Raw genomic sequence first — 26,422 nt, 5'->3', positions numbered from 1 at the left:
CACTTCTGTCCTGCCCTGCGCACCTCTCGACACACGGAGCGACCATGAAACGTACTCTTGCCGTGGGCCTTACTGCCCTGTGCACCACCGCCGCCCTGGCAGCCTGTTCCGGCCGGGACACCGCCACTTCGGCGGGTGACTGCGATCCCGGAATCACCGACACCGAGATCCGCTTCGGAACAAGCCTCATGCAGTCCGTCGCGGGACCTCAAGCGGTCGCCGCAACCGCGCTGTTCGACGAGATCAACGCCGCGGGCGGGGTCACCATGGGTGACGGGAAGACCCGCAAGATCGAGTACATCGCGATGGACGACGGATACGACCCTGCACGCACCGTCGGCAACGTCCGCTCACTGGTCGAACAGGAACAGGTCTTCGCGATCCAGAATCTGATCGGCACCGCCTCGACGCTCGCCGTCGTGGACTACCTGACGCAGAAGAACGTTCCGCTCGTGTTCCCGATGACCGGCACCGACGAACTGCTGGCCACGCACGAGCAGCGCCCTGTCGTGGCCGGAGCGGTGAACCCGCAGACACGATGGGAGGTCTCGGAGCGTGCCGAGATCATCCTGCGCGACCATCCACAGGCGAAGATCGCGGTGCTGTACCCGAACGACAGCCTCGGCAACGGAAGCCTCGACGCCCTGAAGTCCGCACTCGACGGCAGCGGTACCGCGGTCGTCGCACAGCAGGCCTACGAGCAGACGACGCCGTCCGTCGACTCGCAGGTGGTCAACCTCGCGAACTCCGGCGCCGACGTCTTCGTCAACTTTGCGACGGCGAGCTTCGTGACCCAGTCGCTGAAGAAGGCGCACGAACTCGGATGGAAACCCGACACCTACATCTACTCGGGCGCCACCGACACCAACTTCGTCCTCGCCCCCGCCGGTCCGGACGCCGCCGAGGGCGTCCACTCCTTCTACTGGATCTACGACGTCAGCAGCACCGATCACGACGCCAAGCCCGGTGTGCAGAAATGGCGGGAATTCGCCGAACGCAACTCCGGGAAGATCAAGACCACCGACACCATCGCGGCGACCGGCTACAACTCCGCCCAGCTGCTGGTGACCGCCCTGAAGCAGATGGACGGCTGCACGCGGGCCGACCTGCTCGACGCGGTGCAGAACATGCGGGGTGTGACCACCGACCTCGCGATCGAGGGAATCACCTTCGACACCACGCCGGACTATCCCTACGCGATCACCTCGATGGCGCCGATGACGTTCCGCGACGGCAGGTGGCACTACGACGCTGCGGTCACCCGCAGCACCGAGCGATGACGTCCGTACCGGACGCCGGCGACGACGGCGCGGTTCCCGCCCTGGTCGTGGAGGAGGTCCGGCTCCGGTTCGGCGGCGTCGTCGCGCTCGACGGTCCCTCGTTCACGATCGAGCCCGGTCACATCGTCGGGTTGATCGGTCCGAACGGGGCGGGAAAGACGACACTGTTCAACTGCATCAGCAGGCTGTACCAGCCGGAATCGGGACGAATCGCCTTCGGGGACAAGGATCTGCTGTCGCTGTCGGCGGACGGGGTCGCGGATGTCGGTATCGCCCGAACGTTCCAGAACATCGGGTTGTTCCCCACGATGTCGGTTGTGGACAACGTGCTGACCGGTGCGTACTCGCGTACCCGGACCGGGTTTCTCGGGGCCGCGCTGGGTCTGCCGATGACCGGACGTGAAGAGCGACGCGAGCGCGACGAGGCATGGGCACTGCTCGAGTCGATGAACCTCGCCCGGGTCGGTCGCGAACCGGCGGGCACCCTTCCGTACGGGACGCTGAAACGGATCGAACTCGCGCGGGCGCTGATGCAGCGTCCGAAGTTGCTGATGCTGGACGAACCCGCGAACGGGCTCATCCACGAGGAGGTGCTCGAACTCGCCGAGACCGTCCGGCAACTGCGTGACGAACGAGGATTCTCGGTGCTGCTGGTCGAGCACCACATGGCGATGGTGATGTCGATCTCGGACCGCGTCGTCGTGCTGAACTTCGGGCAGAAGATCACGGAGGGGCTTCCGGCCGACGTGGCCGCGCACCCCGAGGTCGTCGAGGCGTACCTGGGGGGTGCGGCGTGAGCCTGCTGAGCGTCGAGGGGCTTTTCGCCTGGTACGGAAGTGCAGAAGTTCTGCACGGCATCGAATTTCAAGCCGAGAAGGGCGCGGTGACGGTGGTGCTCGGCGCGAACGGTGCCGGCAAGACCACCATCCTGCGGGCGCTGTGCGGCATGGTCCGCACTCGTGGCCGGATCGAATTCGACGGCCGGGACATCGCAGGCATGCGCACCGACAGGATCGCGCGTCTCGGGATCGCGCACGTTCCGCAGGGCCGCGGCACCTTCGGCGACCTGACGGTCGAGGAGAACCTCCGCATCGGAGGGTACGCGGCCGCCGTCGCCGACACCGACCGGGCGATCGAGCAGTGGTACGACTTCTTCCCCCGGCTGCGGGAGCGGCGTCGGCAGCAGGCCGGCGGACTCAGTGGCGGCGAGCAGCAGATGCTCGCCATCGCCCGGGCCCTCGTCGCCGCACCACGGCTGCTGCTGCTCGACGAGCCGTCCCTCGGCCTGGCCCCCCGCATCACCCAGGAGGTGTTCCGTGCGCTGAGCCGCATCAATGCGGAGATGGGGACGACAGTTCTCGTCGTCGAGCAGAACGCGCACCTGGCCCTCGACATCGGGTCGTCCGCGGTGCTCGTCGACGCCGGTCGCGTCGTCGCCCAGCGTCCCGCCGCCGGTCTCGCACACGACGAGTCGGTGCGACGCGCCTACCTCGGCTACTGAGCACAGGAGTGAGTCATGCACGTCTTTCTTCAACAATTGGTGGACGGGCTCACGTGGGGCGCACTGTACGGTGCGTTCGCATTGAGCATCGTCCTCGTCTACCGGGCCTCCGGGATCGTGAACTTCGCGCAGGGGGAGATGGCGATGTTCGCGGCGTTCTTCGCGTGGCAGTTCCACCAGTGGGGTGCGCCGCTGTATGTCGCGATCCTCGGGGCGATGGCGGTAGCGTTCCTCATGGGCGCCGTCACCGAGCGGGTGCTGATCCGGCCGCTGGCGGGCTCGCCGAACCACATGCCGCTCGTCATCATCACTCTCGGACTGATGCTGGTCCTCAACAGCGCGGCCGGCTGGATCTGGGGTGTGCAGAGCAGGGAATTTCCGTCGACGGTGTCCGGACCGGTGGTGACGCTGGGGACGGTGGCAGTCTCGCGGCAGTCCCTCGTGATCGTCGGCGCGGTCGTGGTTGTCGCGGCGCTGCTGTTCCTCCTGTTCCAGCGTACCCGTGTCGGCCTCGCGATGCGGGCGGCCGCCGGAAATCCGGATTCCGCTGAGCTGGTGGGTATTCCGGTAGGTCGCATGCTGATGATCGGCTGGGGATTGGCGGCGGCGATCGGCGCGCTCGCGGCGTCGCTCGCGGCCCCGCAATTGTTCCTCCAGCCGAACATGCTCGTCGCGTCGCTGATCTACGCATTCGCTGCCGCCGTTCTCGGCGGATTGGACAGTCCGGTCGGCGCCCTCGTCGGCGGATTGTGCGTCGGTGTCGCGGAGAACCTCGCCGGTACGTACATCGAGTGGATCGGCCACGACTTCAAGCAAGCCGTGGCACTGGTCCTCATCCTGGGGGTGTTGCTCTTCAGGCCGGAAGGTCTCTTCGGTGCGCGGAAGGTGGCGCGGGTATGAAAGTCCTCGATATGCTCCGCCGCCCCCGCGCCGAACTCGACGCACCGGTGTGGCTCCGCCGTACCACCGTTGCGGTGGTGCTCGTCCTCGCCGCGGTCGCACCGCTCGTCTCGGCGCCGTACGTCAACTTCGACCGTTCCATGGTTCTCGTGTACGTCGTGGTCGGACTCGGCCTGAATCTGCTGACAGGCAACACCGGTCAGATCTCCCTGGGCCATGGCTTCTTCTTCGCCGTGGGCGCGTATCTCAGTGCGGTGCTGATCGAGAACCATGGTGTCGCCTATCCGGTGGTGCTCCCGCTCGCCTTCGCGGTCTGCTATGTGGGCGGATACCTGTTCGGGCTGCCGGCGCTGCGGCTCCACGGCCTCCAGTTGGCGCTCGCCACACTGGGTCTCGCACTGGTGACCCCCGCCGTGATCAAACGCTTCGAGCACGTGACCGACGGTCAGGCGGGCATCAACGTCACCGCGGCCGAGGCACCCGTATCCTCCGGTCTCGATCGCGACCAGTGGGTGTACTACCTGTGCCTGCTCGTCGCCGCGCTGACCTATCTCGTGGTGCGCCGGCTCTCCACCGGCCGCATCGGGCGATCGCTGATCGCGATCCGTGACTACGAGGCCGTGGCGACGACCCTCGGTATGCCGGCCACCCGGACGAAGACCACCGTGTTCGCCCTCAGTGCCGCACTCGCCGGCGTCGGCGGGGTGCTCTACAGCTTCGTCGTCCAGTACGTCGGCCCGGAGGCCTTCGGGCTGCCGCTGGCGATCGCGTTCATCACCATGATCGTGGTCGGAGGTCTCGGTACCGTGCCCGGTGTCGTGTTCGGCGCCTTCTTCGTCGTCTACGTCCCGCAGTGGACTGCTGAACTCAACCAGTCGGCGGCCGGCATCACCTACGGCGCGGCGTTGATCCTGTTCATCTTCGTACTGCCCTACGGCTTGATCAGTCTGGTGCGGTGGGGGCTCGCGCCGCTCGTGGCATGCATCCCGGGTCGTCGCAGCGACGGGGGACGGTCCGAGGGCACAAAGGACCCGGGACTGGAATTGGAACCGGTGGCCACCGGCTGAACTGCCCGGACCACGACCGGCGACGGACGGGCACCCTCGATCAGGATCTAGGGTGCCCGTCCGTCGCTGCGGTGTTAGTGGTCTCCGGCTGTCGCCCGGTGCGATCGGTACCGAAAAAGCCCGCCTGGCCATGTGGCCAGGCGGACCCTTCCGGCTCAGCGATCGGCGAAACGGGAACCGAGTTCGTTCACCTCGGACAGTCCGATGAACCCGGTGAACTCGTCGAAGGAGGGCAGGCGCGACAACGCCGCCGCCGGGGTCCCGTCGCGCACGATCGTGGCCAGGAAGTCCTGGATCGACCTCGTAGCGGCCAGCAGCGCGCCGATCGGGAACAGCACAAGAGCGAATCCCAGCTCGCCCAGCACATCCAGCGGCACCGGCGGAGTGCGCCCGCCTTCTACCCAGTTGAACACCAGGCGATGTCCCTTCAACCGGGTCGCCACCGCACGCACCTCGTCGATGCTGGCCGGAGCCTCCACGAACAACAGGTCGGCGCCGGCGTCCGCGTAGTGCAGGGCGCGATCGATTGCCGCGTCCAGCCCGTCGACGGCCGCGGCGTCGGTCCGAGCGATGATCAGGAGGTCCGGATCGGTGCGCGCCGCGACGGCCGCCTCCAGCTTGGCCACCATGTCGGTGACCGGGACGACCGCCTTGCCCTCCATGTGGCCGCATCGCTTGGGAGCGACCTGATCCTCGAGCTGGATGGCCGCGACGCCGGCCCTCTCGTAGTCGCGGACGGTGCGAATGACGTTGAGAGGGTTGCCGTACCCGGTATCGGCATCGGCGATCAACGGGACGTCGACGGCAGCAGCCATGCGGCGGGCGTTGTCGGTCATCTCCGTAGCGGTGAGCAATCCGACGTCGGGGCGACCGAGCAGACTCGCAGAGGTGCCGAAGCCGGTCATGTACGCCGCATCGAACCCGGCGGCCTCGACCAGGCGCGCGGACAGGCTGTCGTAGGCCCCCGGCGCCAGGACCGGTGCCGCGCTGTCCAGCAGTTGGCGCAGCCGTGGTCTGGTAGGGGTCGGTGATCCGAGAAAATCTGACATGGAATCGCTTTCGATCACGTGGTGAGGTGGCGTGGATTGGCGACGCGCAGACGGGCCATGACCGCTGTCGAGACGGCTCGACGCACAAGGGGGTCGGTGTACGAGAGCGTTCCCCGGTGAAGCGCGGTTGCGAGCTCGGCCTCGGTGGCGCAGCCGACTTCGGTCAACAGGTCCCCGAGCACGGTGCTGTCGCCGGAGTCGAGTTCCCGACGCGCCGTGCCCAGGAGGTTGACGCAGATCCGCAGCAGGTAGCGCTCCCGGTCCTGCGTCCGGTCGAGTGCCGGACCGATTTCGTCGGTGAGCGTCCAGGAGACGAGCTCGAGAATCTCGGCCAGGCTCGGGCGGTCGTGCAGCGACTCGGCCGGCGGAGCAGGTGCCGCCGGTGGCTCGTCGTCGAGCAGATCGAGGATCAGGAGCAGGTCGTATTCGGATTCGCAGACCCGGCGGCCGATCGCGGCGAGTTCGAGCGAGCGCTCGGCGCCGCCGAAATGCCGCTGCGCCTGGAACCGGCTGAGCACCAGCCACCGCAGGGTGCCGTAGGTCTCCCACCAGTGCAGCTCTGCCGTCGAAGGCCGCTCACCCGTCGCCTTCTCGTAGCCGTCGAGCAACTGCTCGCGGGTCCCCACACCGGCGACCGGGAGTTCGGCACCGAACCGCCATGCCCGGACGCAAAGCCATCCGAGGTCCTCGATCGGATCGCCCAGATGGGCGAGCTCCCAGTCGAGGACGCCCCGGATTCCGGTGTCGTCGACCAGAAGGTTGCCGAGGCGGAAGTCGCCGTGCACGAGAGTGGCCGGTCGGCGCGAAGGCCGATGGTCCCGAAGCCACCGCAGCCCGATTTCGACCGCCGGGCGCGGGTCGTCGAGAGCCCGATAGACGGACTCGAGCACATCGATCGGGTCTCTGGTGTCGAGCATCGTGAGGGCTCCGACAGCGCTGCTGTGGATCTGTCCCAGCACGAATCCCATCTTCTCGGCCAGCCGCTCCCGCATTTCGGCGAGCGCCGGATCCCGTTGGATCTTCCGGGGAATCGACTCGCCGGCCACTCTTTCCATCAGCAGGAAGGGGGCATCGATGCCGGGGGCGGTGTCACCGCTGGCAAGGACAGCGGGTACCGGCACACCGGCGGCGGCGGCGGCGCGCAGGCATGCCGTCTCCGCGCGCATCCGCTGTGCGTCGCCGTGCCCGGGGGGATCACGCCTGAGGACTACGGGCAGGGGGTTGCCCGCGGCATCGGTTGCCTGCGCCGACCACACCTCGCGGCTCGCGCCGCCGGTCAGCTGTCGGGGTTCGCCGACCGAGACGTTCTCGCCGCGCACCTCGATGAGGATTGCTCGGATCCCGTCACCCAGTGACGAGGAAGCCTCGGTCACAGCCACGGCGCCGCGCCCGGGTCGCGCAACAGTTTGCGGGCTGTGGACATGCGGTGGACCTCGTCGGGGCCGTCGTAGATGCGGGCGTACCGGGCCTGCCGATACATCCGCTCCAACGGCGTGTCGGCGGTCAGCCCGAGCGCTCCGTGCACCTGGATGGCGCGGTCGACGACGTCGTGCAGCATCCGTGCACACCAGAACTTGACGAGCCCGATCCGGATGCGTGCATCGTCGCCGGAGTCCATCGCGCGGGCGGCATCGAGTGTCATCAGCCGGGCAGCGTGGATCTGCGCGGCGGATTCCGCTATGTACCGGTGGACCTCGCCCTTCTCTGCCAGGAGAGAACCGTGCACGTAGCGGGTGTTGGCCCGCTCGCACATGAGCTCGTAGGCCCGCTGCGCCTGACCGAGCCAGCGCATGCCGTGGAAGATGCGCCCGGGTCCGAGGCGGTCCTGCGCGACGGCAAACCCCTTGCCGCGCTCGCCGAGCAGGTTCTCGGCAGGCACCCGCACGTCGGAGAGACGGACCTCGTAGTGGTCGCTGGGATCGTGGCCCATCGTCGGGATCGAGCGGAGGATCTCGAATCCGGGGGTGTCGGTCGGAACGATGATCGCGCTGATCCGGGAGTGGCGGGGCACGTCCTCGGGCTCGGTGCGCGCGAAGACGGTGCAGTAGCCCGCGTCTTTGACTCCCGTCGTGAACCACTTGTGCCCGTTGATGACCCAGGTGTCCCCGTCGAGCTCCGCGCGGGTGGTGATCAGGGTCGGATCGGAGCCGGCGACCTCCGGCTCCGTGAGTCCCACCGAGGGCAGGAACTCGCCGGCGACGAGCGGCGGGATCCATCGTTCCCGCTGTTCCTCGGTGCCGTGCTTGCGCAGCATCAAGGTGTCCTGCATGGACACGGACCCGACGGCGAGCTGCCCGAACTCGGACCGGCCGATGATTTCGTTGAGGTATACGAAATCGAGGAACCGCACACCACCACCCCCGACGTCCGCCGGGTGACCCAAGGCCCACAGACCGAGCTCTTTTGCCTGCGTGCGCAGCTGATCGAGTGCCTTGCGGGCGTCGTCGTCCTCGCGCGCGAGGACCGGCTCGGCAGGAATCACCTGGTTGTCGATGAACGAGCGCATGCGGGCGCACAGGTCTGCGATGTGGCCCTCGGGATGATTGGTGGTCATGCCCCGTTTCCCTTCGTTGTCGTGTCGGTCGTCTCGTGCAGCGGTCGGATGGCGGCGGAGTCGACGTACTCGTCGATGCGGGTGATCCGTCCGTCCACGACCCGGACGAACAGTGCGGCAGGCACTTCGAGCGGACCGTGTCCCGGCAGGGCCCCGCGCACCACGTGCTGCTGTACGAAGCCGTCCGGAACCGCGTCGCGGCGGACGTCCTCGTAACGGAAGTCCTCGAGCGTGCGGGTGAGCCAGCGCAACACGCGCAGGTTCTCCTCGACGGTCTGCTCGCGGCCGTCGTCGTTGTGCCAGATGCGCGCGTCCGGCGCATACAGGTTTGTCAGTGTGTCCACGTCACCGGCTCGGACGGCGGCGAAGAATCGGTCTGCGAGATCCAACATGCGAAGGTGGTTCTCCTCGGTGCTGCGGATGGGATGTCAGGGGGAATCGGATTCCAGTCCCAGGGCGCCCAGGCACATCTGGTCGAGGGTGCTCAGCAGTGCCTCTTCGTCCGCCGCCTCCCCCTGGATCAGCCAGAGGTAGAGGGTGTGATCGACCATCGCGGACATCGCGCGGGCGGCGAGTACCGGGTCGAGCGACTGCCGGACGAGTCCCTCCTGTTGCCAGCGGGCGATCGCCCGGGAAGTCCGTTCGATGAGCTGGGAGCGGTGCTCGTGGCGCAATTCCCGGAACTCGTCGTTGATGGTCGCGACCTGCTCGACGATCGCCATCAGCCGTGCATTGCGCCGATAGGCCTTGTAGTACGAGCGATTCGCCGCGACGAGCCGTGCCGCGGGGGACAGGTCGGGATCGGTCGGTTCGCGGCGGTGTACATCCTCGAACAGGCGGGTGCTCAGTTCGCGGAAGATGTGTTCCTTCGACTCGAAATACCGATAGAAGGTGCCATAAGCGACGTTGGCCTCCTGGGTGATCTGCTCGACCCGGGTGTCGGGGAATCCGACGGTCTCGAATACGGTGCGCGCCGCGTCGAGCAGGGCGTCACGAGTCTTCCGCCCCCGCGCCGTGAGGGTCTCGACCGGCGCGGGTACGGACGGGGTGTTGACAGATGACTTGGCCACGGTCAGACTATCCCCGAAGGTGACATGACTGTCAAGTCATCTCGTACCCCTTGTTCTCTGATTCTCTCCGTTTCCTGCCCGGATTTCTCCGAATCAGTGCCCGAAAGGATTGCAGTGACCACATCGAATTCGAAGTTCGAACTCCGCGGGATCAATCACCTCGCCCTCGTCTGCTCCGACATGAAGCGGACGATCGACTTCTACTCGGGAACCCTCGGCATGCCCCTGGTGAAGACGGTCGAGCTGCCCGGGGGACTCGGCCAGCACTTCTTCTTCGACTGCGGGGGAGACAACACCCTCGCGTTCTTCTGGCTCGAGGACGCACCCGATGCCGCCCCCGGCGTTGCGGCGCCGAAGGGCCGCCCCGACGAGGGGGAACTCGCCAGTGCGGTCGGATCGATGAACCACGTGGCCTTCGCTGTCCCACCGGAACTGTTCGGCGAGTACCGCGCCCGGCTGCAAGCGGACGGTGTCGAGGTCAGCCGCGTCCTCAACCACGACGACAGCCCGTCCGGCGTAGCCAAGGAGGTGCACGACGGCACCTTCGTCCGATCGTTCTACTTCCAGGATCCGGACGGCGTCCTCCTCGAATTTGCCTGCTGGACGCGCGAGTTCACTCCGGAAGACGTCGTGCACGAGCCGAAGACCGCGGCCGACCGCCGCACGACCGGCGCCTCCTGACCGACGGCCGAAAGGACAATCGACATGCCCCGCCTCCGTGAAGTCCCTCGTGCCGAGGTGACCGACGAAAAGATCCTCTTCTTCTACGACCGGCTGTTCGGCGCCGACAAGGACCCCGCCGTCGACCACGGCACCATTCATGCCACGCCGGGCGACTGGTGGACGGTGTTCGCACAGTCTCCGGCCGTGTTCCGGCATGCCGTACGGGGCTTCGCGTTGTACCGCAACGCAGGTCTCGACCCGCTGCTGCGCGAGCTCGGTCAGGGCAGGGCCGGGTACGCGCGCGGGAGCCAGTTCGTGTTCTCCCAGCACTGCAAGCAGATGCGTTCTCTCGGGATGTCCGAAGAGAAGATCGCTGCCCTCCCGCACTGGCAGATCAGCGACCGGTTCTCGGAGCTCGAGCGCGCCGTGCTCGCCTACACAGACGGGCTCGTCCTCGGTGGCGGCCGGGTGCCCGACGAGGTGTTCGCCCTGCTCCGGGCTCACCTGTCCGACCAGGAGATCATGGAACTCACCTACATCACGTGCATGTACGACATGCACGCTACGATCTGCCGCGCGCTGAAGCTCGAGTTCGACGACAGACCCGAACCGGTCGAGGAGGTCCGGATCCCGGACGGCGTCCATGTCTCCGACCTCTCCGCCGATCTGGCCGGCGAGTAGCGGCCGTTGCATCATGCGCGCTGCGGTTCTCTCGCGCCCTTCGTCGGACCGGTTGTGGGTTGTTCGACGGCGCAACCGGTCCGGCGGCGCCGCGCACCGCGAGGCGGTGAGCGGGTCGTCGTGGGGATCTCGGACGAACAGCATGCCGCCGTCGATGAGCACGGCTTGGCCCGTCATGTAGTTCGAGTCGGGGGCCGGCCGGGTAGAAGACGGAGGCCGCCACGTCCTCACCGGTGGAGACGCGACCGAGGATGATGCCCTCGGCCATGGCCTTCATCGACTCACCCTCACCGACATTGTTGATCGCGCCGAGCCCGGTGCGGCCGCTCGGGATCTTCCGGTCCTCAGCCGTTCGCCGCATCGGCGAACCCGAGCACCACCTTCAGCACCACGTGCAGCGCGGGATTGGTGTCGTCACGCCGCCACGCCACGCGTAGGTCGACGTCGGGGGTCGACTCGTCGAGCGGAACGAAGACGACATGGGGATCGGTGACGTTGCTCGCCACGGACGCCAACGTCAGGTGGCACCCGACCTCGGCGCTGACCAGCGCCAGGGCGGTCTGCGTATCGGGGGCGACCTGGACGACGTCGGCGACGAACCCGCCCGCGTGCGCGAGCCGCCGCAACCGGTCGGCAAGCACCGCACCCTCGTGCGGCGGGAGGGAGACGAAGCTTTCCGCGGCAAGCTGGGCAATCGACAACCGGCGCGCGCCGGCCAGCGGGCGGGTGTCGGGCAGCGCGACGACGAGGGAGTCCGGCATCGCTGGCCCGGTTCGGCTTCAACGAGTTTGCCAACAAGAAGCTCGTGAGAAACCCCGGGGGAAAGAAGTAACCGGGCGCGTCGACGGCAAGACTGCCGTGCGTCCGAGGGTGCAGTGCGGTCGCTGACGAAGGTGGAGTGAGCGACCGTCACTGCCCGGGCGGCGGACCTGCCGGGCGGCCACCGGCGGGGCCGCCTCCCATCCCGCCCTGCGGCGGCGCATCGGACTGGACGTTCGCCGACTTCTCGGCGACACCGACCGTGATATCGACGGCGTAGCCGGTGTCGATGCTGCCGGTGACGGTCGCGAGTTCGGCGTCCCAGCCGTCGCCGAAGACGTTGTCGGAGTCGAGGCTGATCTGCGCCAGGTTGCGGGTGCTCTGCGCGTATCCGTCGGCGCCGGCGTACACCGTCTCGCACACGTCCTGGGGGAGGGCGATCTGCGAGGTCAGCCGCGCGTTGTCGCCGGCGACGGCGACCTCGAGGGAGTCGTGCACCTCGAAGTGGATGTGCGGCCAGCGCCCCGAGTAGCAGGCCGGGAAGATCGAGGTGAACGAGACGGTGCCGTCGGCGTCGGCGACCTGCACGCCGCGCAGGTAGTTCTGGTCCGTCAGTCCGTCGCTGTAGAGGGAGTACTGCCCGTCGCGGTCGCAGTGCCACAGGTAGACGGCCATGCCCTGGCCGGGGCTGCAGCCGGCGGCGAGATCCTGCAGGTGCAGGGTGATGGTGGTCGGCACGCCCTCGGCGGTACCGGTGTAGTCACCGAAGCTGGTGGTGATGTCCTTGCGGACGATTCCCGACTCGATCAGGACGTTGGGCCCGTTCGATCCGTCGCCGGGGTACGGGCCGGCCGTCTCCTGTGGTGCGGCGGCGACGCACTCGCCCGCGGCGGTCGCGGAGGTCGTCGAAGCGGCGGTGGTGGTGGCCGACGCGGATGCCGAGGTGGACGTCGACCCGCCCGTCGAGCACGCAGCGAGGGCCGCGGTGCCGGCCGCGCCGAAGACGGCCAGCATCCGCCGGCGCGACAGCATCGTCCTGATGTCGTGGGCCAGGCCCAGGTCGTGCTCGTGGAGTTCGGGGTCGGTCGGAACGCGACGCCCCCGGCGTGAACTCATTGCGGTGTCCTCTCGGCTCGGTTCGGTGGGGTTCACGCTACGAAGGGAAGCTCGGGAAACACCGGACGGATGCTGGGAACTTGCTGGCAGCCGGGCTCGGGTGGATCCGTCCTTCGGTCGTCGAGCCCGGCTCGCGCCGCGCGGGCGCGGGTAGGATACGAAAGGTCGGCGCTCCCGCTGATTCCCGATCGCCACGACATGAGGAATGCGATGTACTCGTACAAGGTTGTCGAGGTCCGCGAGAAGATGCTCGGCGGGAAGATGTCCGGTGACAAGCTCGAGGATCTGCTCAACGAGCACGCCCGGCAGGGGTGGCGCCTGAAGGCCATCACCTCCGCCGAGATCAAGGGCCGCGTCGGCCCGGGCGGGGTCGAGGGGCTGCTCGTCACCTTCGAACGCGAGGGCTGACGGGCGCGGTTGGCCCGACTCGTCCGTCGCCGCGACTCGAACAACGCGGCATCGGGGACACTGTCGTGGCCGCGCCTCCCCGCGTCCCCTGTGCCGACGACGTCCCGGCTCTCGGCTTCTTGCAGGTTTCGCCACGCGAAAGCGAGACCCCACGACCGACGGTCGTGGGATCTCGCTTTCATCGGAGCCGACGTGTGGGAGCTGCCCGGTGCAGATCTCCGATCAGTGCTGAAGCGCCAGGGGCTCCTTGACCTTCAGTGGTTCCACCCTCCCCATGACGAACAAGTAGTTTGCTGCCCCCAGCAGTGCCACTGCGCCGATCACCGCGAGCGGGGCGACGTAGGATCCGGTGCTGTCGACGAGGACACCGATGACGAGCGGCGTGAAGATACCCGCGAGATTCGACGCGAAGTTCTGGATTCCGCCGATCGACCCGACATGCTTCGAACTGGGTGCGACGTCCGCCGGAAGCGACCAGATTCCGGTAGCGGCGACGGTCAGGCTGGAGTACGCAAGAGACAAGAGCGCCAACGCCATCCACGCCTCGGGGACGACTGCGGCGAACATGATGACCGATCCGCCGACCAGGCCTCCGGCGATCTGGGTCTTGCGAACCCGGGTGACCGAGTGTCCCCGACGTACCGCGCGGTCGGCGGCGAATCCACCGAGCCATCCGCACGCCACCGCGCACACACCCGGCAGCGCGCCGAACATTCCGAGCTTCAGGAGATCGAATCCCCTCTCGCTGACGAGGTAGCTGGGGAAGAAGGTGATGAAGAAGTAGATCGCGCTGTTCAGGCAGAAGAAGCCGAACATCATGCTCAGGATGGTGCGGTACCGGAACAGCGACCGCCAGGGTAGCTTCGCGGCGTCCGCGTCGTCACTGCCGGCACCGCGTGCGCCGCCGCTCTCGATATGCGCGAGTTCGGCGGTACCGACCCGCGGGTGATCCTGAGGGGCCCGATAGATCTTCCACCAGGCGAAGGCCCATACGACACCCAGAGCGCCGATGATGATGAAGACGCCGTGCCAGGTGGTGAAGGAGATGATGAGCGTGACGATCGGAAGGGCGATCACCGCGCCGACGCGCGAGCCGGAGTCCCAGATGCTCGTAGCGAAGGCGCGCTCGCTCTTCGGGAACCAGGTGGCGACCACCTTGGCGGACGTACTCGGTGCCGGGCTCTCACCCACTCCGAGCAGGAAACGGACCGCGAAGAGCGAACCGAATCCCCGCGCGAAGGACGTGGCCATGGTGCAGACCGACCACCAGAGGGCGGCGATGGTGAACGATCGCCGGGGGCCGACCTTGTCGACATACCAGCCGGCGGCGAGCTGGCACACATCGTAGGCCCAGAAGAAAGCCGCGAAGATCATGCCCTGCTGGGTGGCGGTGAGATGGAAATCCTCGCCCATGAACGGCAGCGCGACGCTCAGGCTCGACCGGTCGAGGTAGTTGATACTGAGGCCGACGAATGCGAGCCAGATGATGGCCCATCGCATTCGAGTCATGGTCCGAGGTGCTTTCACTTCGGAGTCACTTCCTACTGCAGTACTCATGGGGGTTCTCCCTGACATGACCATTGTTTCCTCGAATCCTCGAACATGAGGCAGGTGGGGTGAGGTCGATCGCGGCACGGGATCGTATAGGAACACCGGCGATCGTATAGGCCACATGGAATCAGGTGACTGCCGTCACTGTCAAGCGGGCCAGGGAGGGGCAACCCGGCACCTCGGAGCTTCCCGTTCCGGTCGCGAAAGGGCGCCGGCGGAATCGAAGCGTCGAGGAAACGCCTCGATCGTCGGCGTCCGACCTCGTCTCCCCTGGGACGTCGCGCTAACCGACGATGTGCGCCTTCTGCGTCCGTGCGGTCTCGGAGGCATCCAGGGGTGGCATGTTGCCGTCGAAGGCCTGCGCGAATCGCGTGAAGGAGTTGCGAATGTGGTCGGCCATGGCCTGCTCGGCGGTCTGCGGCTCGCAGGCACGGATGGCATCCCAGATCTGCCGGTGTTCGGCGACGGTGACCGACCCGTCGACGTCCGCGGGATAGAGCCGGAAGATGTGCAGGTGGCAGTGGGTCTGGACGAATGCGTGCTGGACCACTGGGTTGCCGGCCGCACCGAGGATGGTGTCGTGGAAGCGGGTGTCGTGGGCGACGAGGTCCTGACGCAGGTCGCCGCCCTCTTCGACGCGGCGCTCGAAGGATTCGAGCTCCCGGTCCAGGGCCCTGCTCGGGTTCGTGAGCCGATCCACCGCCGCGGATCGTGCTGCCCAGGGCTCGACGAGCAGTCGGAACTCGAAGAGGGATCGGAGTTCGGGAAGGTCGAGCAGGGGGGTGGTGCTGTACCCGCGGCCGGGGCTGTAAACGACCAGGTTGTCCCCCTCGAGCCGCTGCAACGCTTCTCGGACCGGCGTCTGTGAGACGCCCAGGTCGCGCGCGATGGCATCGATGTTCATTCGGGTGCCCGGCGGAATCTCGCTGGCCACGATGGAGTCCCGCAGCTTCGAATAGACCTCGCCGGCAGCTACTTTCGGCTGAACTCTCGGGGCGTCGGACGTATCGCGCCGGGCCATGACCATCTCTCTCCACTTCTCGGCCCGCTGTGGCGGTGCGGCAGGTGGCGGGCGCTTGGACATGCCGACTGTATACGCCCCGGTCCTCTTCGCCGTCGACCAGCCTCGGGGCCCCTCTCGGGCCCCGGCGGGGTGACCGATCCATCTCCGGCGGCTTGACGCGGGCCGCACTGCCTATATGATTGCGGCGATTCCTATACGATTCACGGAAGTGAGTGCCATGTCTCACCTCGTCTCCATCACGACCGACGATGTCCGGTTCCCGACGTCGCTGGAACTGGACGGTTCGGATGCGGTCAACGTCGACCCGGACTATTCGGCTGCCTATGTCACGATCCGCACGGATGCCGGCGACGAAGGGCACGGCTTCGTCTTCACCTGTGGTCGGGGCAACGATGTCGTCACCCATGCCATCGACACCTACGCCCAGCTGCTGATCGGCCGGAACACCGAGGAACTGATCTTCGATCTCGGCGCCGCATCCAAACGTCTCGTCCACGACTCGCAACTGCGGTGGCTGGGCCCGGAGAAGGGCGTCAGCCAGATGGCCTGCGGCGCTCTGATCAACGCGCTGTGGGATATTCGGGCCCGTCGCGAAGGCAAGCCGCTCTGGTTGCTGCTGAGCACCATGTCCCCGGAGGAGATCGTCGACGTCGTCGACTTCACGCACATCCGCGACTCCCTCGATCCGGCTCGGGCCCTCGACCTCCTCCAGCGCGGCAGCATCGGCAAGGCGGACCGCATCGCCGCACTCCAGGCCGGCGGCTACCCCGCTTACACGACGTCACCGGGGTGGCTGGGATACAGCGACGAGAAGCTCGTGCGTCTCAGCAAGGAGGCAGCCGCCGACGGCTTCTCCATGATCAAGCTCAAGGTCGGCGGGAGCGTCGAGGACGACCTTCGTCGCCTGGCCCTCGCCCGCGAGGCCGTCGGTGACCTGCCGATCGCGATCGACGCCAACCAACGGTGGGAGGTCTCCGAGGCCATCGATCGGGTGAACGAGCTCGCGCAGTTCGACCCGTACTGGATCGAGGAGCCGACCAGCACCGACGACATCCTCGGCCACGCCGAGATCCGTAAGGGTGTCGCCCCGACGCGGGTCGCGACCGGCGAGGCTGTCGCGAACCGTATCGTCTTCAAGCAGCTGCTGCAGGCCCAGGCCATCGACGTGCTCCAACTGGACTCCACCCGCGTTGCCGGAGTGAACGAGAACATCGCCGTCATGTTGCTGGCCGCCCGCTTCGGGGTGCCGGTGTGCCCGCACGCCGGCGGAGTCGGGCTCTGCGAACTCGTTCAGCACTTCTCGTTCTTCGACTACGCAGCCCTCAGTGGCTCCCAGGAGGGACGCATGATCGAGTACGTCGACCACCTGCACGAGCACTTCGCGGAACCCGTCCGGATTGTCGGGGGACGTTACGCCGCGCCGGCCCTGCCGGGTATCGGCGCGGAGATGCTGGCCGCGTCGCGCGAACGCTGGGTCTTTCCCACCGGCCCCGGCTGGCGAGAGGTGAACGGACGCGCGGCGACCACGAAGACCGGAGTGGAGGTGGCGCCGTGAACACGACCGTCGAGGAACTGAACCGGAAGGTCGAAGCGGCCCACGCGGCATTTCAGAAGGCCCGGACGGTCCCCCCGGACACCCGCGCCGGCTGGCTCGAGGCCGTCGCCGAGGGGCTGGAGGGCGACGCTCCGGCCCTGGTCGACATCGCTGCGCGGGAAACCGGTCTGGGGCTCGACCGGCTTCAGGGCGAACTACGGCGCAGTACTTTCCAGCTCCGGTTGTTCGCCGACGAGGTCCGCCGCGGCGAGCATCTCGACGCCGTCATCGACCATGCCGACGACTCGTGGGGGATGGGGCCGCGGCCGGACATCCGCCGTGTCAACGTGCCGCTGGGCGTCGTCGGTGTCTTCGGTGCGTCGAACTTCCCCTTCGCGTTCAGCGTGATGGGCGGCGACAGCGCCTCGGCGCTGGCCGCCGGATGCGCTGTCGTCCACAAGGCCCACGACGGGCACCTCGAGCTCGCCGCACGCACCGCGGACGTCGTGGTCGCCGCACTCGAGGCCGCCGGAGCCCCTGCCGGTCTCTTCGGGCTCGTGACCGGCAGACCCGCAGCAGAGGCGCTGGTGGATCACCCGCTGGTCAAGGCTGTCGGCTTCACGGGTTCGACCGGTGGCGGCCGCGCCCTGTTCGACCGCGCGGCGGCACGCCCCGAGCCCATTCCCTTCTACGGCGAACTCGGTGGAATCAACGCGGTGTTCGTCACCGAGAACGCGTGGAACAGCCGCCGCGAAGACATTCTCACCGGCTACGCGCAGTCCTTCACTCTCGGCATGGGGCAGTTCTGCACCAAGCCGGGACTGCTGTTCGTGCCGGCGGGTGACACCGGATCCGTTGCGGCTGTGCTGGCGCACGCCCTCGACCGCTTCGAGCCGACCGTGCTCCTCAACGATCGCCTCCACGACGGATACCGCGAGGCGGTGACGCGGGTCCGGGCCGCCGCCGGCGTCGAGGTACTCGTCGAAGGCGACTTCGCGGCGATGCCGTCGCCGATGGTGCTGCGCACCACGGCCGCGAACGTACGCGCACATCCGGAACTCCTGCGACAGGAGATGTTCGGGCCGGCGAGCCTGATCGTCGAGTACGCCGGTGAATCGGAACTGGTCGGTCTGGCACGCCTCCTGGAAGGCCAGCTCACGACGACTGTGCAGGCCGAAGCCGCCGACGACGTCACCGAACTGGCCGCCGTGCTCGTCGACATCAGCGGTCGGGTGCTCTGGAACGGCTGGCCCACAGGCGTGACCGTCAGCTACGCCCAGCACCACGGCGGACCGTACCCCGCGACGACATCGACGACCACCTCCGTGGGCACCGCCGCCATCTCCCGGTTCCTCCGACCGGTCGCGTACCAGTCCTTTCCCACATCGCGTCTGCCCGAGGCGTTGCAGGACGAGAACCCGTGGGGGATTGCACAGCGGATCGACGGCGAGTGGCACCGTCCGGCAAGGCCGGGAGCGCAGCGATGACACACGCTCACGTCCTGCCCGAGGACGCCGACCGGGCGCGATTGATCGGGCGCGTGTGGGACGTCGAGACGGGCGGCCCCCGCGTCGTCGCCGTGCGGGACGGGGGTGTCTTCGATCTCCATGCAGTCGCCGGAACCGTGTCCGAACTGCTCGAGTCGTCCACCGTCCTCGCCGACGTCGACAGCGTGACGGCGCAGTCGCCACCCCGCTGGCAGGTCTCCGATCTCATTGATGCCTCCCTCGTGCAGGATCCGGCCCGTCCGCACCTCCTGGCCCCGATCGACCTGCAGGTCGTGAAGGCCTGTGGGGTGACCTTCGTCGAGAGCATGATCGAGCGCATCATCGAAGAACGCACGGCCGGGAACCCGGATCGCGCCGCCGAGGTGCGGGCCTCGATCGGACGAACCCTCGGCGGCGGCATCGCCGCCTTGCGGCCGGGCTCACCCGAGGCCGCCGCGACCAAGCGGATCCTGCTCGACGAGGGTTTGTGGTCCCAGTATCTGGAGGTGGGGATCGGTCCCGATCCCGAGGTCTTCACGAAGGCTCCGGTGCTGTCCTCGGTCGGGGTCGGAGCGAAGATCGGCATCCCGTCGTTCTCGTCGTGGAACAATCCCGAGCCCGAACTGGTGCTGATCGTGAACTCGGTCGGCACCGTGGCCGGCGCCACGCTCGGCAACGATGTGAACCTGCGCGACGTCGAGGGCCGCAGCGCCCTGCTGCTCGGAAAGGCGAAGGACAACAACGCCTCGAGTGCGCTCGGTCCCTTCATCCGGTTGTTCGACGGGGACTTCGGTCTCGAGACGGTCCGCAACGAGGAGATCCGGCTTCGCGTGGACGGTCCCGACGGATTCAGGATGGAGGGCGTCAACAACCTCGCCCGCATCAGCCGGCCGTTCGAGGAACTGGTCGCCGCAACAATGGGCGATCACCACCAGTACCCCGACGGCTTCGCCCTCTTCACCGGAACGCTCTTCGCCCCTGTCGCCGATCGCGAGGAGCCCGGGCAGGGCTTCACCCACAAGATCGGCGATGTCGTCACCATCCGTAGCGCACATCTCGGTGCGCTGATCAACGAGGTGGGGGCCACAGAATCCCTGCCCGCATGGTCCTTCGGGCTGCGCCAGCTGTTCGACTACCTGCACACCCACCCGGCCACACCTGCGCCGGTCGCTGCCACCACCGCATAGACCGCGCACCGGCCACGGGACCGGACCCGCCGAGCGGCGTAGTGGACCCTCCTCCTACGCCGCTCGGTGTCTCGTCGCATCACCCACTCGACGCCCGATCAGGAGCTGGTCATGACCGAATCCACCCGGCACGGCATCGCGCCGCACCACATCGTCGACCATCTCGCCGCGGCCGGTGTCGGTTGCGGAGATGCCGTTCTCGTCTGTATCGGGGACCGCCGGACCCGCGAGGCGGTCATCGACAACGCCAACTCGGCCGGGCACGCAGTCCTCGTCCCGCTCGTCGCATCCGACCGGCCCGGCATCGAAGACCTCGCAGTCGCAGTGGGCGCAGCCGCCGTCGTCACCGACAGGTCCGTGCCGCTCCCCCTCCACCCACGCGCCCTGCTCGCGTCGACCTCGCCCCCATCCGGAGCCGCCTCGCCCCCATCAGAGGACATCCACGGGTGGGGGGTGAGCATGCATCGGCGTTGGATTCTGCATCCGGTCCCGCAGTGCCGGGCTTTCGTCTGGTGCCGCATCCCGGCCGGCTGGCATGTCGACCCGAGTACCGTCGGTCGTCCCCCGCGATGGGCGCAACGGCGCTCGGCCTCCGGCTCGCCCGGCCACCCTGGAGGATCGCTGTGACTTCCGGCAACGCATCACTGCGCATGACGGTGCTCATGACCCCCGACATGGCCAACTTCTCCGGCAACGTCCACGGCGGCAGTCTCCTCGAACTTCTCGACCAGGTCGCCTACGCCTGCGCCAGCCGCTACGCCGGTACCTACGTCGTCACCCTCTCCGTCGACCGGGTTCTCTTCCGCGACGCAATTCACGTCGGAGAACTGGTCACCTTCTCGGCGTCGGTCAACTACACCGGACGGACCTCGATGGAAATCGGGATCCGGGTCGACACCGAGAACATCCGAAACGGAACACGTCGCCACACCAACAGCTCGTACTTCACCATGGTCGCCGTGGACGACACCGGCGAACCCGTTGCCGTGCCCCCCTTCACACCGAATACGGACGTCACGCGAGATCGTTACGAGGCGGCTCGGCTCCGCCGACAGGCCCAGTACGCCGCGTTCGCCTCCCCGCACTCCGTCCCCCTCGACGAGCTGTCCGAGACGACGCGCAACGGTCGACCTCCGAGGCGCACTATCCCCCTGTGAGGACAGCGGCGAACGCACGGCACGAATCGATCCGAGGTGGGCCGTGGGGGAACAGTCACGGCGGGGGCACGGGTTCGAACGCTCCGAGGTGCGCTCCGATCTGATAGCACGCCAGGACGAAGGCGGGTGCGGGAACGGACGGGGATTCGACGCGCGACCCGTAGAGGGCGACCACCAGCTCGAGTCCCGGTGAGACGAACAGCATCTGGCCGTGGATTCCGGTGGCCGTGTAGGAGCCGAACGGGTCGTCGAGCACCCACCAGTAGTCGCGGTACGACAGCGTCGACCGTGAGTCCGGTGACGCATTCGGTGGCCGCACACGCGCGCCGGGACCGGTGGGTACGCGGGCGCCGAGGCCTGTGACCACCGCGGCCGGCAGCGCCTGCCGGCCACCCAGCGCACCGCCGCAACGCAGCACCTCGCCGAGCCGGGCGACGTCGCGCAACGTGGCGCAGAACCCGCCGCTCGCCATCTCGGTGCCGTCGGAATCGAGGACGAAGTAGCCGTCCTCCTCGGCGCCGATGCGGGACCACACCAGCTCGCCGACGAGGTCGGCGAGCGTGGTTCCGGTGGCCCGGCGGAGCACCTCCGCGACCATTTCGACATTCCCGTTCTCGTAACGGAATTCCGCGCCGGCCGGACCGGTCGCCCGGGCCGTCGCCAGGTGCTCGCGGATCGAGCCCGGCCCCGTGTATCCGAAGGGGCGCGCGGACGGGCTCACCGCGGCGAGCAGGCGCTGCGCCTCGGCGCGACGGTGGTAGATCCGGCCGCTGTACGACACCCGGGTGCTCATGTGCAGCAGGTCGTCGACGCGTGCGTCACCGAACGCGGTGCCTGCCGCTTCGGGTACGTAGCGTGACGCCGGGTGCCGCCGATCGACGACGCCGTCGTGCACGAGAATCGCGGCTGCCAGGCCGACGACGGACTTCGTCATCGAGGTGGTCAGGTGCGGATCGTGTGCCGCGAAGCCCGGCCGGTGGTACTCGTGGACGACGTGACCCCGATGCACCACCGCGATGCCGTCGGTGTCGGACGTCTCCAGCATCCGCTTGAAGGTCTCCGGCCGTCCTCGGAGCCGTTCGATGGGAAGGCCGGACAGGTCGGTCGGTGCGGCGGGCAGCTCCCACACGCCGCCGCGGCCGCGCCACACGCGCCGGGTGGGCATCGTCTCGCGGCGAGACGTCAGGTACCGGCGCACGTCGGCGGGATCGGTCAGGCCACGAGCCCACGTGAGATCCGGACCGGTGCGCATCGACGGGGCCGCTTCCATTCCGCGGTGCGCGGTCACACCGCACCGGCCGTGGCGTCGTCCGCGGTGCCGGTCGTCCCGACCCGGGTCAGACGACGCGCATCGTGGGCGGGACGGATGGCTGCGATGGCATACACGCCGCACGCGATCATGACGACGGCGGCGAGGGTGAACGCGGTGCCGTATCCGGCCACGACCGTGGCGCCGCCGTCGACTATCCGGCCGGTCAGGTACGGGGCGACGAGCCCGGGCAGGGTGCCGGTGGCGGCGAGGATGCCGAAGACGGCGCCGCGCTTGGCCGGCGGCACGACCGCAGCCGCCGTCATGTAGTGGAGCGGGAACGCGACGGCTGAGCCGCTGAACGCGATCACGATGAGCACGAGGCGGATTGCGGACGCGTCCGCGAGCGGGACGAGCACCATCGCGAGGCCCGCGATCGTCACGGCGACGCCCTGCAAGGCCCCGTGCGCCCAGCGCACCGACAGTCCCCTGCGCAGGAGCAGGTCGGACAGCGGGGAGATGGTGAGCAGCAGGACGAGGCTCGTGCCGGAGATCGCGCTGATCACGCCGGCGACGTCCGCAGGACCGAATTGCATTGTGGTGTGCAGGTACTCGGGAAGCCATGCCGAGTTGACCGCCATCGCCCAGTGGCCACCGAATGCGCTCGCCGCGCTGCCGAGGAACGTGCCGCTCACCAGGATCTTCCAGATCTTCGGATTGCCGGCCGCGCCCGACGGGCCGGCCGCGGCGCCGTGCCCGTGCCGGGTGTCGCGGTCGAACGGGCCGTCCTTGCCGATCGCGAGCCAGGCGATGCCCCACAGCCCGCTCACGACGGCCAGTGCGATGAACGCGGCCCGCCATCCGTGATCGCTGATGAGCCACGTCAGGACGGGGGCGGCGATGAGGACTCCCAGGGCGGCACCGCTGATCTGCAGGGCCGACGGCAACCCGCGCTTGTGCGCCGGGAACCACTTGTACAGGGCGTGCATCGACATCGGCGTGGCCGGGCCCTCGGCGGCGCCGAGGAGCACGCGTCCCGCCACCAGGGCCGGGACCGTGGCGACCAGCAGCACCGGAATCTGCGCGACCGTCCACATCATGGCCATCGAGAACAGCAGGAGCCGGCTGGAGACCCGGGCGGAGACGAAGCCGACGACGATGCCCGCGATGCTGTAGAGCAGGTAGAACGAGCTGGCGATCAGTCCGAACATGCTGCGGTCGATCCGGAACTCGTTCATGATCGGTACCGCCGCGAGACCGAGCACGGCCTTGTCGCCGAAGTTGATGATCATGAAGAAGACGATCATCACGAGGACGGCGAGGGCACGTCGACGGCTGTACCCGGGTGGGTTCACCTCCGGCGCCGTGGTCGCCGGGCTGGGGGTTCGAATTGTCGCCATGCATCCTCCTCGGCTCGTCCCGATCCTCGATCGGTGGCCACGTCGTCTGGGAATCCGATCGGCACCGGGCCCGCGTTCGTCGTCGGTGGCCCGACGGAAGGGCGGCGCATTCCGGTCGATCGTCACGAGAAGTCGAAGTCGTACACCGTCCCGTGTTGCACTCAGCCTACTGTGACGGACGCCATAACGCAAGGGCGGTGTCAGTGAAATATGTTAGAGGACAACATAATTCGACTGTGCTGTAGCTCGCGGGGTGACGATCGGAAATGCCGGGTCGAACCCGCCGCGCAGGTCGAACGGCACCCGCCACGCGGCAGCGTCACCCGAGATCGTGACGTGCCCGGCGGCCTCGGCGTCGGCCGCGGTGAGTGCCCCGAGCACCAGTCGCGCCAGCACCGGCCGCGACAGTGCGACGGTGGCATCCACGTCGCCGCGCTGCGGACGACGGCTGTGGACGAGCACACCGTGGCGGACCAGGACGAAGATCCGCCCGTCGCCGTCCACATCGAGCGCCATATGGGCGTCGCATCCGGCGGCCGCGGTTCCGTCGAGCCGGACCGCCAGGTGATCGAGCAGCATCTCGGTGGTCATCGCCGTGAGCATGTCGCCCCGCGCCCCGCCGCCCCCGGCGTAGGTGACGCCCGAGCGCAGTTCCTGGGCACCCGTCAGGTAGAAGTTCCGCCACGAGGCCGCCTCCGCCTGATATCCGAGCTGCTCGAAGGCGTCGGCCTGCAGGGCCCGCGCGTCCTCGTTCCCCGGGTCGGTGAAGACGACCCGGCCGACCACCTCGGCGACCCACCGGTAGTCGCCGGCGTCGAACGACGCCCGTGCCTTGCGGAGGACCTCGTCCGCACCGCCCATGAACTCCACGTACCGCGCCGCCGCCGCGGCGGGCGGGTGGGGGTGCAGGTTCGCCGGGTTGGCGTCGAACCAGCCCAGATACTTCTGGTAGACCGCCTTGACGTTGTGTTCGAGGGTTCCGTAGTAGCCGCGGTTGGACCAGTAGGTCGCCAGGGCGGGCGGAAGCTCGAGTCTCTCCGCGATCTCGGCCGCGTTCAGCCCGCGCGCCGCCCACCGCAGCGTCTCGTCGTGGATGAAGCGGTACAGGTCGCGCTGCTTCTCCATGAATTCGCGGATCGCCTCGCGCCCCCATACCGGCCAGTGATGGCTGATGAACAGCACATCGGCCCGGTCGCCGAAGAGGTCGAGGGCGTCCCGGATGTAGTTGCTCCACGCTGCGGCGTCGCGCACCTGAGCGCCGCGCAGGGTGTAGAGGTTGTGCATGTTGTGCGAGACGTTCTCTGCCATGCACAACGCCCGCAGGTCGGGAAGGAAGAAGTTCATCTCCGCCGGAGCCTCGCTGTCCGGGGTGTACTGGAAGACGATCCGCACCCCGTCGAGCACCATCTCGGTACCGGTCTCGGCGACCAGGTCGGTGGGAGCGAGCAGCGTCGGTGCGCCGTTGGCGAGTGCGGCTCCGAGCCCGACCGAGACGACACCCCGGTCGTCCGCCGGCAGGAGCGAGCCGTACATGTACTGTGCGCGCCGCTTCATCGCGTTGCCGGCGTGGACGTTCTCGCTGACGGTGTGTTCCATGAAGCCCGACGGCGCGACGATCCGCACCGCACCGCGCGCCACCTCGTCGCCGGACACGACGCCCTTGACCCCACCGAAATGGTCGGTGTGGCTGTGGGTGTAGACGATCGCGCGGATCGGCTTGTCCCCGAGATGTTCTCGCACGAGTCGCATGCCGGCGGCGGCGGTCTCCGGGGTGAGCAGCGGATCGATCACCAGGTATCCGGTGTCTCCCTCGACGATCGTCATGTTCGCGATGTCGAAACCCCGGATCTGGTGGATGCGATCGGTGACCCGGAACAGGCCGTGCCGCACGGTGAGTTGCGCCTGCCGCCACAGGCTGGGGTTGACGGTGTCGGGGCAGTCGCCGCCGAGGAAGTCGTACCGGGTCAGATCCCACACCACCCGGCCGTTCTCGGCGCGGATCACCGGCGGGTCGATCGTGGCGACGAATCCGCGGCAGGCGTCGTCGAAGGAACGCCGGTCGGCGAAGTCCAGTGTGCTCAGCACGGCCCGGTTGGCCGCCGCGGTGGCGGGGGTGGCCGCCTTCGGCCTCGACAGTGGGCTGGTCATGCCGCTTCCTTTCCGCGCGCCGGCTGAGCGAGCAACTGCTTGGCGATCCCGTTCTTCTGGATCTCGGACGACCCGGTGAGGACGCGGAACATGCGCAGCCGCCGGAACAGCCATTCGACCTCGGCGCCGCGGACCATGCCCGCCTTGCCGTGGATCTGCACGGCCTCGTCGGCGATGCGGAAGGCGTGCTCGGCGACGAACAGCTTGCACATGAACGCCTCGACGCGCGGCGGTGTGCCGGCGTCGAGCGCGGCGAGGGCGTCGTAGGTCATGCTCCGGGCCGCGTAGTAGTCGGTGGCCATGTCGGCGATCTTGTGCTGGATCGACTGCAACGCCGCCAGGGGTGCGCCCTGCACGTGCCGCGTCTTCGCGAAGTCGACGGTCAGGTGCAGCGCGCGTCGCGCGCTGCCCAGCACCGTCGGGCAGTGCAGCAGCCGGTTGACGGTCACGCGCCCCAGCCCGATTCGCAGACCGTCGCCGACGGAGCCGAGCAGCTGCTCGGGCCCGACGTAGCAGTCGTCGAGGATGATGTCGCTCTCCACGTGCTGGCCCGACATCGGCAGGTCACCGTCGACGACGGTGCAGCCGGGGGAGTCGAGATCGACGAGGAAGGCCGAATAGACCTCCGGGTCGGTGT

Annotated in this window: 26 protein-coding genes; 13 read left to right on the top strand and 13 right to left on the bottom strand. The window is 68.1% G+C overall.

Going from position 1 to position 26,422, the window contains the following annotated elements:
• The first annotated feature begins 44 nt into the window (after positions 1-44).
• Genes CQZ88_RS25445 through CQZ88_RS25425 form a run of 5 tightly spaced genes read left to right on the top strand, consistent with a single transcriptional unit; the run spans position 45 to position 4,748 of the window.
• Positions 45-1,280 carry an ABC transporter substrate-binding protein gene (locus CQZ88_RS25445; RefSeq protein WP_043798515.1) on the top strand — a complete coding sequence of 412 codons (1,236 nt, stop codon included), beginning with the start codon at positions 45-47 and terminating at the stop codon, positions 1,278-1,280.
• Positions 1,277-2,077 carry an ABC transporter ATP-binding protein gene (locus CQZ88_RS25440; RefSeq protein ID WP_006935204.1) on the top strand — a complete coding sequence of 267 codons (801 nt, stop codon included), beginning with the start codon at positions 1,277-1,279 and terminating at the stop codon, positions 2,075-2,077. Before CQZ88_RS25445 ends, CQZ88_RS25440 begins: the two co-directional genes overlap by 4 nt.
• Positions 2,074-2,781: an ABC transporter ATP-binding protein gene (locus CQZ88_RS25435; RefSeq protein WP_102800478.1), complete on the top strand. Its 708-nt coding sequence runs from the start codon at positions 2,074-2,076 to the stop codon at positions 2,779-2,781. The genes CQZ88_RS25440 and CQZ88_RS25435 overlap by 4 nt, the downstream gene beginning before the upstream one ends.
• A gap of 15 nt (positions 2,782-2,796) precedes the next feature.
• Positions 2,797-3,681, top strand: coding sequence for a branched-chain amino acid ABC transporter permease (locus tag CQZ88_RS25430; protein WP_006935206.1), 885 nt, complete (start codon positions 2,797-2,799; stop codon positions 3,679-3,681).
• A complete protein-coding gene (locus CQZ88_RS25425) occupies positions 3,678-4,748 on the top strand; it encodes a branched-chain amino acid ABC transporter permease (RefSeq protein ID WP_006935215.1) in 1,071 nt (356 codons plus the stop codon). The genes CQZ88_RS25430 and CQZ88_RS25425 overlap by 4 nt, the downstream gene beginning before the upstream one ends.
• A 155-nt stretch (positions 4,749-4,903) precedes the next feature.
• Here the strand turns inward: CQZ88_RS25425 and CQZ88_RS25420 are convergent, their stop codons facing one another.
• From CQZ88_RS25420 to CQZ88_RS25400, 5 genes are read right to left on the bottom strand one after another with little or no spacing between them, the layout of a single operon-like run.
• A complete protein-coding gene (locus CQZ88_RS25420) occupies positions 4,904-5,797 on the bottom strand; it encodes an oxaloacetate decarboxylase (protein ID WP_006935216.1) in 894 nt (297 codons plus the stop codon).
• Between the two features lie 14 nt (positions 5,798-5,811).
• Positions 5,812-7,170, bottom strand: coding sequence for a phosphotransferase family protein (locus CQZ88_RS25415; RefSeq protein ID WP_006935217.1), 1,359 nt, complete (start codon positions 7,168-7,170; stop codon positions 5,812-5,814).
• A complete protein-coding gene (locus CQZ88_RS25410; protein ID WP_180987083.1) occupies positions 7,167-8,351 on the bottom strand; it encodes an acyl-CoA dehydrogenase family protein in 1,185 nt (394 codons plus the stop codon). Before CQZ88_RS25410 ends, CQZ88_RS25415 begins: the two co-directional genes overlap by 4 nt.
• Positions 8,348-8,743 carry a nuclear transport factor 2 family protein gene (locus CQZ88_RS25405; protein WP_006935219.1) on the bottom strand — a complete coding sequence of 132 codons (396 nt, stop codon included), beginning with the start codon at positions 8,741-8,743 and terminating at the stop codon, positions 8,348-8,350. Before CQZ88_RS25405 ends, CQZ88_RS25410 begins: the two co-directional genes overlap by 4 nt.
• Positions 8,744-8,779: 36 nt before the next feature.
• Entirely contained in the window at positions 8,780-9,421 is a 642-nt protein-coding gene (locus CQZ88_RS25400) for a TetR/AcrR family transcriptional regulator (RefSeq protein WP_006935221.1), read from the bottom strand.
• A 114-nt stretch (positions 9,422-9,535) separates the two neighbouring features.
• Between CQZ88_RS25400 and CQZ88_RS25395 the strand changes: the two genes are divergently transcribed.
• Positions 9,536-10,102 carry a VOC family protein gene (locus CQZ88_RS25395; RefSeq protein ID WP_102800476.1) on the top strand — a complete coding sequence of 189 codons (567 nt, stop codon included), beginning with the start codon at positions 9,536-9,538 and terminating at the stop codon, positions 10,100-10,102.
• A 24-nt stretch (positions 10,103-10,126) separates the two neighbouring features.
• Entirely contained in the window at positions 10,127-10,765 is a 639-nt protein-coding gene (locus CQZ88_RS25390; RefSeq protein ID WP_006935223.1) for a carboxymuconolactone decarboxylase family protein, read from the top strand.
• A gap of 344 nt (positions 10,766-11,109) precedes the next feature.
• Here CQZ88_RS25390 and CQZ88_RS25380 read toward each other — a convergent pair whose 3' ends face one another.
• Both CQZ88_RS25380 and CQZ88_RS25375 read right to left on the bottom strand, forming a co-directional pair.
• Entirely contained in the window at positions 11,110-11,526 is a 417-nt protein-coding gene (locus CQZ88_RS25380; protein ID WP_102800475.1) for a LysR family substrate-binding domain-containing protein, read from the bottom strand.
• A gap of 148 nt (positions 11,527-11,674) precedes the next feature.
• On the bottom strand, positions 11,675-12,640 hold the full coding sequence (locus CQZ88_RS25375) for an intradiol ring-cleavage dioxygenase (RefSeq protein ID WP_102800474.1): 966 nt from the start codon (positions 12,638-12,640) through the stop codon (positions 11,675-11,677).
• A gap of 210 nt (positions 12,641-12,850) precedes the next feature.
• Between CQZ88_RS25375 and CQZ88_RS25370 the strand changes: the two genes are divergently transcribed.
• Positions 12,851-13,048 carry a DUF4177 domain-containing protein gene (locus CQZ88_RS25370; protein WP_006935226.1) on the top strand — a complete coding sequence of 66 codons (198 nt, stop codon included), beginning with the start codon at positions 12,851-12,853 and terminating at the stop codon, positions 13,046-13,048.
• Positions 13,049-13,270: 222 nt separating this feature from the next.
• On the opposite strand, the gene CQZ88_RS25365 is transcribed toward CQZ88_RS25370, so the two are convergent.
• Positions 13,271-14,548, bottom strand: a complete 1,278-nt coding sequence (locus CQZ88_RS25365; protein ID WP_238406164.1) for an MFS transporter — start codon at positions 14,546-14,548, stop codon at positions 13,271-13,273.
• A gap of 334 nt (positions 14,549-14,882) precedes the next feature.
• The gene (locus tag CQZ88_RS25360) at positions 14,883-15,683 is read right to left on the bottom strand and encodes a GntR family transcriptional regulator (protein WP_258008786.1); all 801 of its coding nucleotides are present in this window, start codon (positions 15,681-15,683) and stop codon (positions 14,883-14,885) included.
• A 157-nt stretch (positions 15,684-15,840) separates the two neighbouring features.
• On the opposite strand from CQZ88_RS25360, the gene CQZ88_RS25355 reads away from it, so the two are divergent.
• From CQZ88_RS25355 to CQZ88_RS25335, 5 genes are all read left to right on the top strand, one after another.
• Complete coding sequence (locus CQZ88_RS25355) at positions 15,841-17,178, top strand: enolase C-terminal domain-like protein (protein WP_006935230.1); 1,338 nt, start codon at positions 15,841-15,843, stop codon at positions 17,176-17,178.
• Positions 17,175-18,644: an aldehyde dehydrogenase (NADP(+)) gene (locus tag CQZ88_RS25350; protein ID WP_006935231.1), complete on the top strand. Its 1,470-nt coding sequence runs from the start codon at positions 17,175-17,177 to the stop codon at positions 18,642-18,644. The genes CQZ88_RS25355 and CQZ88_RS25350 overlap by 4 nt, the downstream gene beginning before the upstream one ends.
• A complete protein-coding gene (locus CQZ88_RS25345) occupies positions 18,641-19,831 on the top strand; it encodes a fumarylacetoacetate hydrolase family protein (RefSeq protein WP_043798719.1) in 1,191 nt (396 codons plus the stop codon). The genes CQZ88_RS25350 and CQZ88_RS25345 overlap by 4 nt, the downstream gene beginning before the upstream one ends.
• Before the next feature lie 111 nt (positions 19,832-19,942).
• The gene (locus CQZ88_RS25340) at positions 19,943-20,458 is read left to right on the top strand and encodes a hypothetical protein (protein ID WP_102800473.1); all 516 of its coding nucleotides are present in this window, start codon (positions 19,943-19,945) and stop codon (positions 20,456-20,458) included.
• Positions 20,455-20,988: an acyl-CoA thioesterase gene (locus tag CQZ88_RS25335; protein WP_043798485.1), complete on the top strand. Its 534-nt coding sequence runs from the start codon at positions 20,455-20,457 to the stop codon at positions 20,986-20,988. Before CQZ88_RS25340 ends, CQZ88_RS25335 begins: the two co-directional genes overlap by 4 nt.
• 55 nt (positions 20,989-21,043) lie before the next feature.
• On the opposite strand, the gene CQZ88_RS25330 is transcribed toward CQZ88_RS25335, so the two are convergent.
• The 4 genes from CQZ88_RS25330 to CQZ88_RS31865 all read right to left on the bottom strand — a co-directional run.
• Positions 21,044-22,240, bottom strand: coding sequence for a serine hydrolase (locus tag CQZ88_RS25330; protein ID WP_037201978.1), 1,197 nt, complete (start codon positions 22,238-22,240; stop codon positions 21,044-21,046).
• A gap of 32 nt (positions 22,241-22,272) precedes the next feature.
• Entirely contained in the window at positions 22,273-23,637 is a 1,365-nt protein-coding gene (locus CQZ88_RS25325; protein WP_029545849.1) for an MFS transporter, read from the bottom strand.
• A 213-nt stretch (positions 23,638-23,850) separates the two neighbouring features.
• Positions 23,851-25,785, bottom strand: coding sequence for an alkyl/aryl-sulfatase (locus CQZ88_RS25320; protein WP_102800472.1), 1,935 nt, complete (start codon positions 25,783-25,785; stop codon positions 23,851-23,853).
• Positions 25,782-26,422, bottom strand: a 641-nt coding sequence (locus CQZ88_RS31865) for an acyl-CoA dehydrogenase family protein (protein WP_258008785.1), incomplete at its 5' end; no start/stop codon positions are given. The genes CQZ88_RS25320 and CQZ88_RS31865, both read right to left, overlap by 4 nt.

Source organism: Rhodococcus sp. ENV425 (genome assembly GCF_002887785.1).
GTDB classification, from domain to species: domain Bacteria; phylum Actinomycetota; class Actinomycetes; order Mycobacteriales; family Mycobacteriaceae; genus Rhodococcus; species Rhodococcus aetherivorans.
Note: the sequence above shows the minus strand (reverse complement) of the source record. Positions and strands in the feature narration are given on the sequence as shown.

What these genes read in the sequence shown, in the direction of transcription:
- CQZ88_RS25445 (WP_043798515.1), top strand. Translation starts at nt 45, where the DNA reads ATGAAACGTACTCTTGCCGTGGGCCTTACTGCCCTGTGCACCACCGCC.
- CQZ88_RS25440 (WP_006935204.1), top strand. Translation starts at nt 1,277, where the DNA reads ATGACGTCCGTACCGGACGCCGGCGACGACGGCGCGGTTCCCGCCCTG.
- CQZ88_RS25430 (WP_006935206.1), top strand. Translation starts at nt 2,797, where the DNA reads ATGCACGTCTTTCTTCAACAATTGGTGGACGGGCTCACGTGGGGCGCA.
- CQZ88_RS25425 (WP_006935215.1), top strand. Translation starts at nt 3,678, where the DNA reads ATGAAAGTCCTCGATATGCTCCGCCGCCCCCGCGCCGAACTCGACGCA.
- CQZ88_RS25420 (WP_006935216.1), bottom strand. Translation starts at nt 5,797, where the DNA reads ATGTCAGATTTTCTCGGATCACCGACCCCTACCAGACCACGGCTGCGC.
- CQZ88_RS25410 (WP_180987083.1), bottom strand. Translation starts at nt 8,351, where the DNA reads ATGACCACCAATCATCCCGAGGGCCACATCGCAGACCTGTGCGCCCGC.
- CQZ88_RS25405 (WP_006935219.1), bottom strand. Translation starts at nt 8,743, where the DNA reads ATGTTGGATCTCGCAGACCGATTCTTCGCCGCCGTCCGAGCCGGTGAC.
- CQZ88_RS25390 (WP_006935223.1), top strand. Translation starts at nt 10,127, where the DNA reads ATGCCCCGCCTCCGTGAAGTCCCTCGTGCCGAGGTGACCGACGAAAAG.
- CQZ88_RS25380 (WP_102800475.1), bottom strand. Translation starts at nt 11,526, where the DNA reads ATGCCGGACTCCCTCGTCGTCGCGCTGCCCGACACCCGCCCGCTGGCC.
- CQZ88_RS25375 (WP_102800474.1), bottom strand. Translation starts at nt 12,640, where the DNA reads ATGAGTTCACGCCGGGGGCGTCGCGTTCCGACCGACCCCGAACTCCAC.
- CQZ88_RS25370 (WP_006935226.1), top strand. Translation starts at nt 12,851, where the DNA reads ATGTACTCGTACAAGGTTGTCGAGGTCCGCGAGAAGATGCTCGGCGGG.
- CQZ88_RS25365 (WP_238406164.1), bottom strand. Translation starts at nt 14,548, where the DNA reads ATGCGATGGGCCATCATCTGGCTCGCATTCGTCGGCCTCAGTATCAAC.
- CQZ88_RS25360 (WP_258008786.1), bottom strand. Translation starts at nt 15,683, where the DNA reads ATGTCCAAGCGCCCGCCACCTGCCGCACCGCCACAGCGGGCCGAGAAG.
- CQZ88_RS25355 (WP_006935230.1), top strand. Translation starts at nt 15,841, where the DNA reads ATGTCTCACCTCGTCTCCATCACGACCGACGATGTCCGGTTCCCGACG.
- CQZ88_RS25345 (WP_043798719.1), top strand. Translation starts at nt 18,641, where the DNA reads ATGACACACGCTCACGTCCTGCCCGAGGACGCCGACCGGGCGCGATTG.
- CQZ88_RS25340 (WP_102800473.1), top strand. Translation starts at nt 19,943, where the DNA reads ATGACCGAATCCACCCGGCACGGCATCGCGCCGCACCACATCGTCGAC.
- CQZ88_RS25330 (WP_037201978.1), bottom strand. Translation starts at nt 22,240, where the DNA reads ATGCGCACCGGTCCGGATCTCACGTGGGCTCGTGGCCTGACCGATCCC.
- CQZ88_RS25325 (WP_029545849.1), bottom strand. Translation starts at nt 23,637, where the DNA reads ATGGCGACAATTCGAACCCCCAGCCCGGCGACCACGGCGCCGGAGGTG.
- CQZ88_RS25320 (WP_102800472.1), bottom strand. Translation starts at nt 25,785, where the DNA reads ATGACCAGCCCACTGTCGAGGCCGAAGGCGGCCACCCCCGCCACCGCG.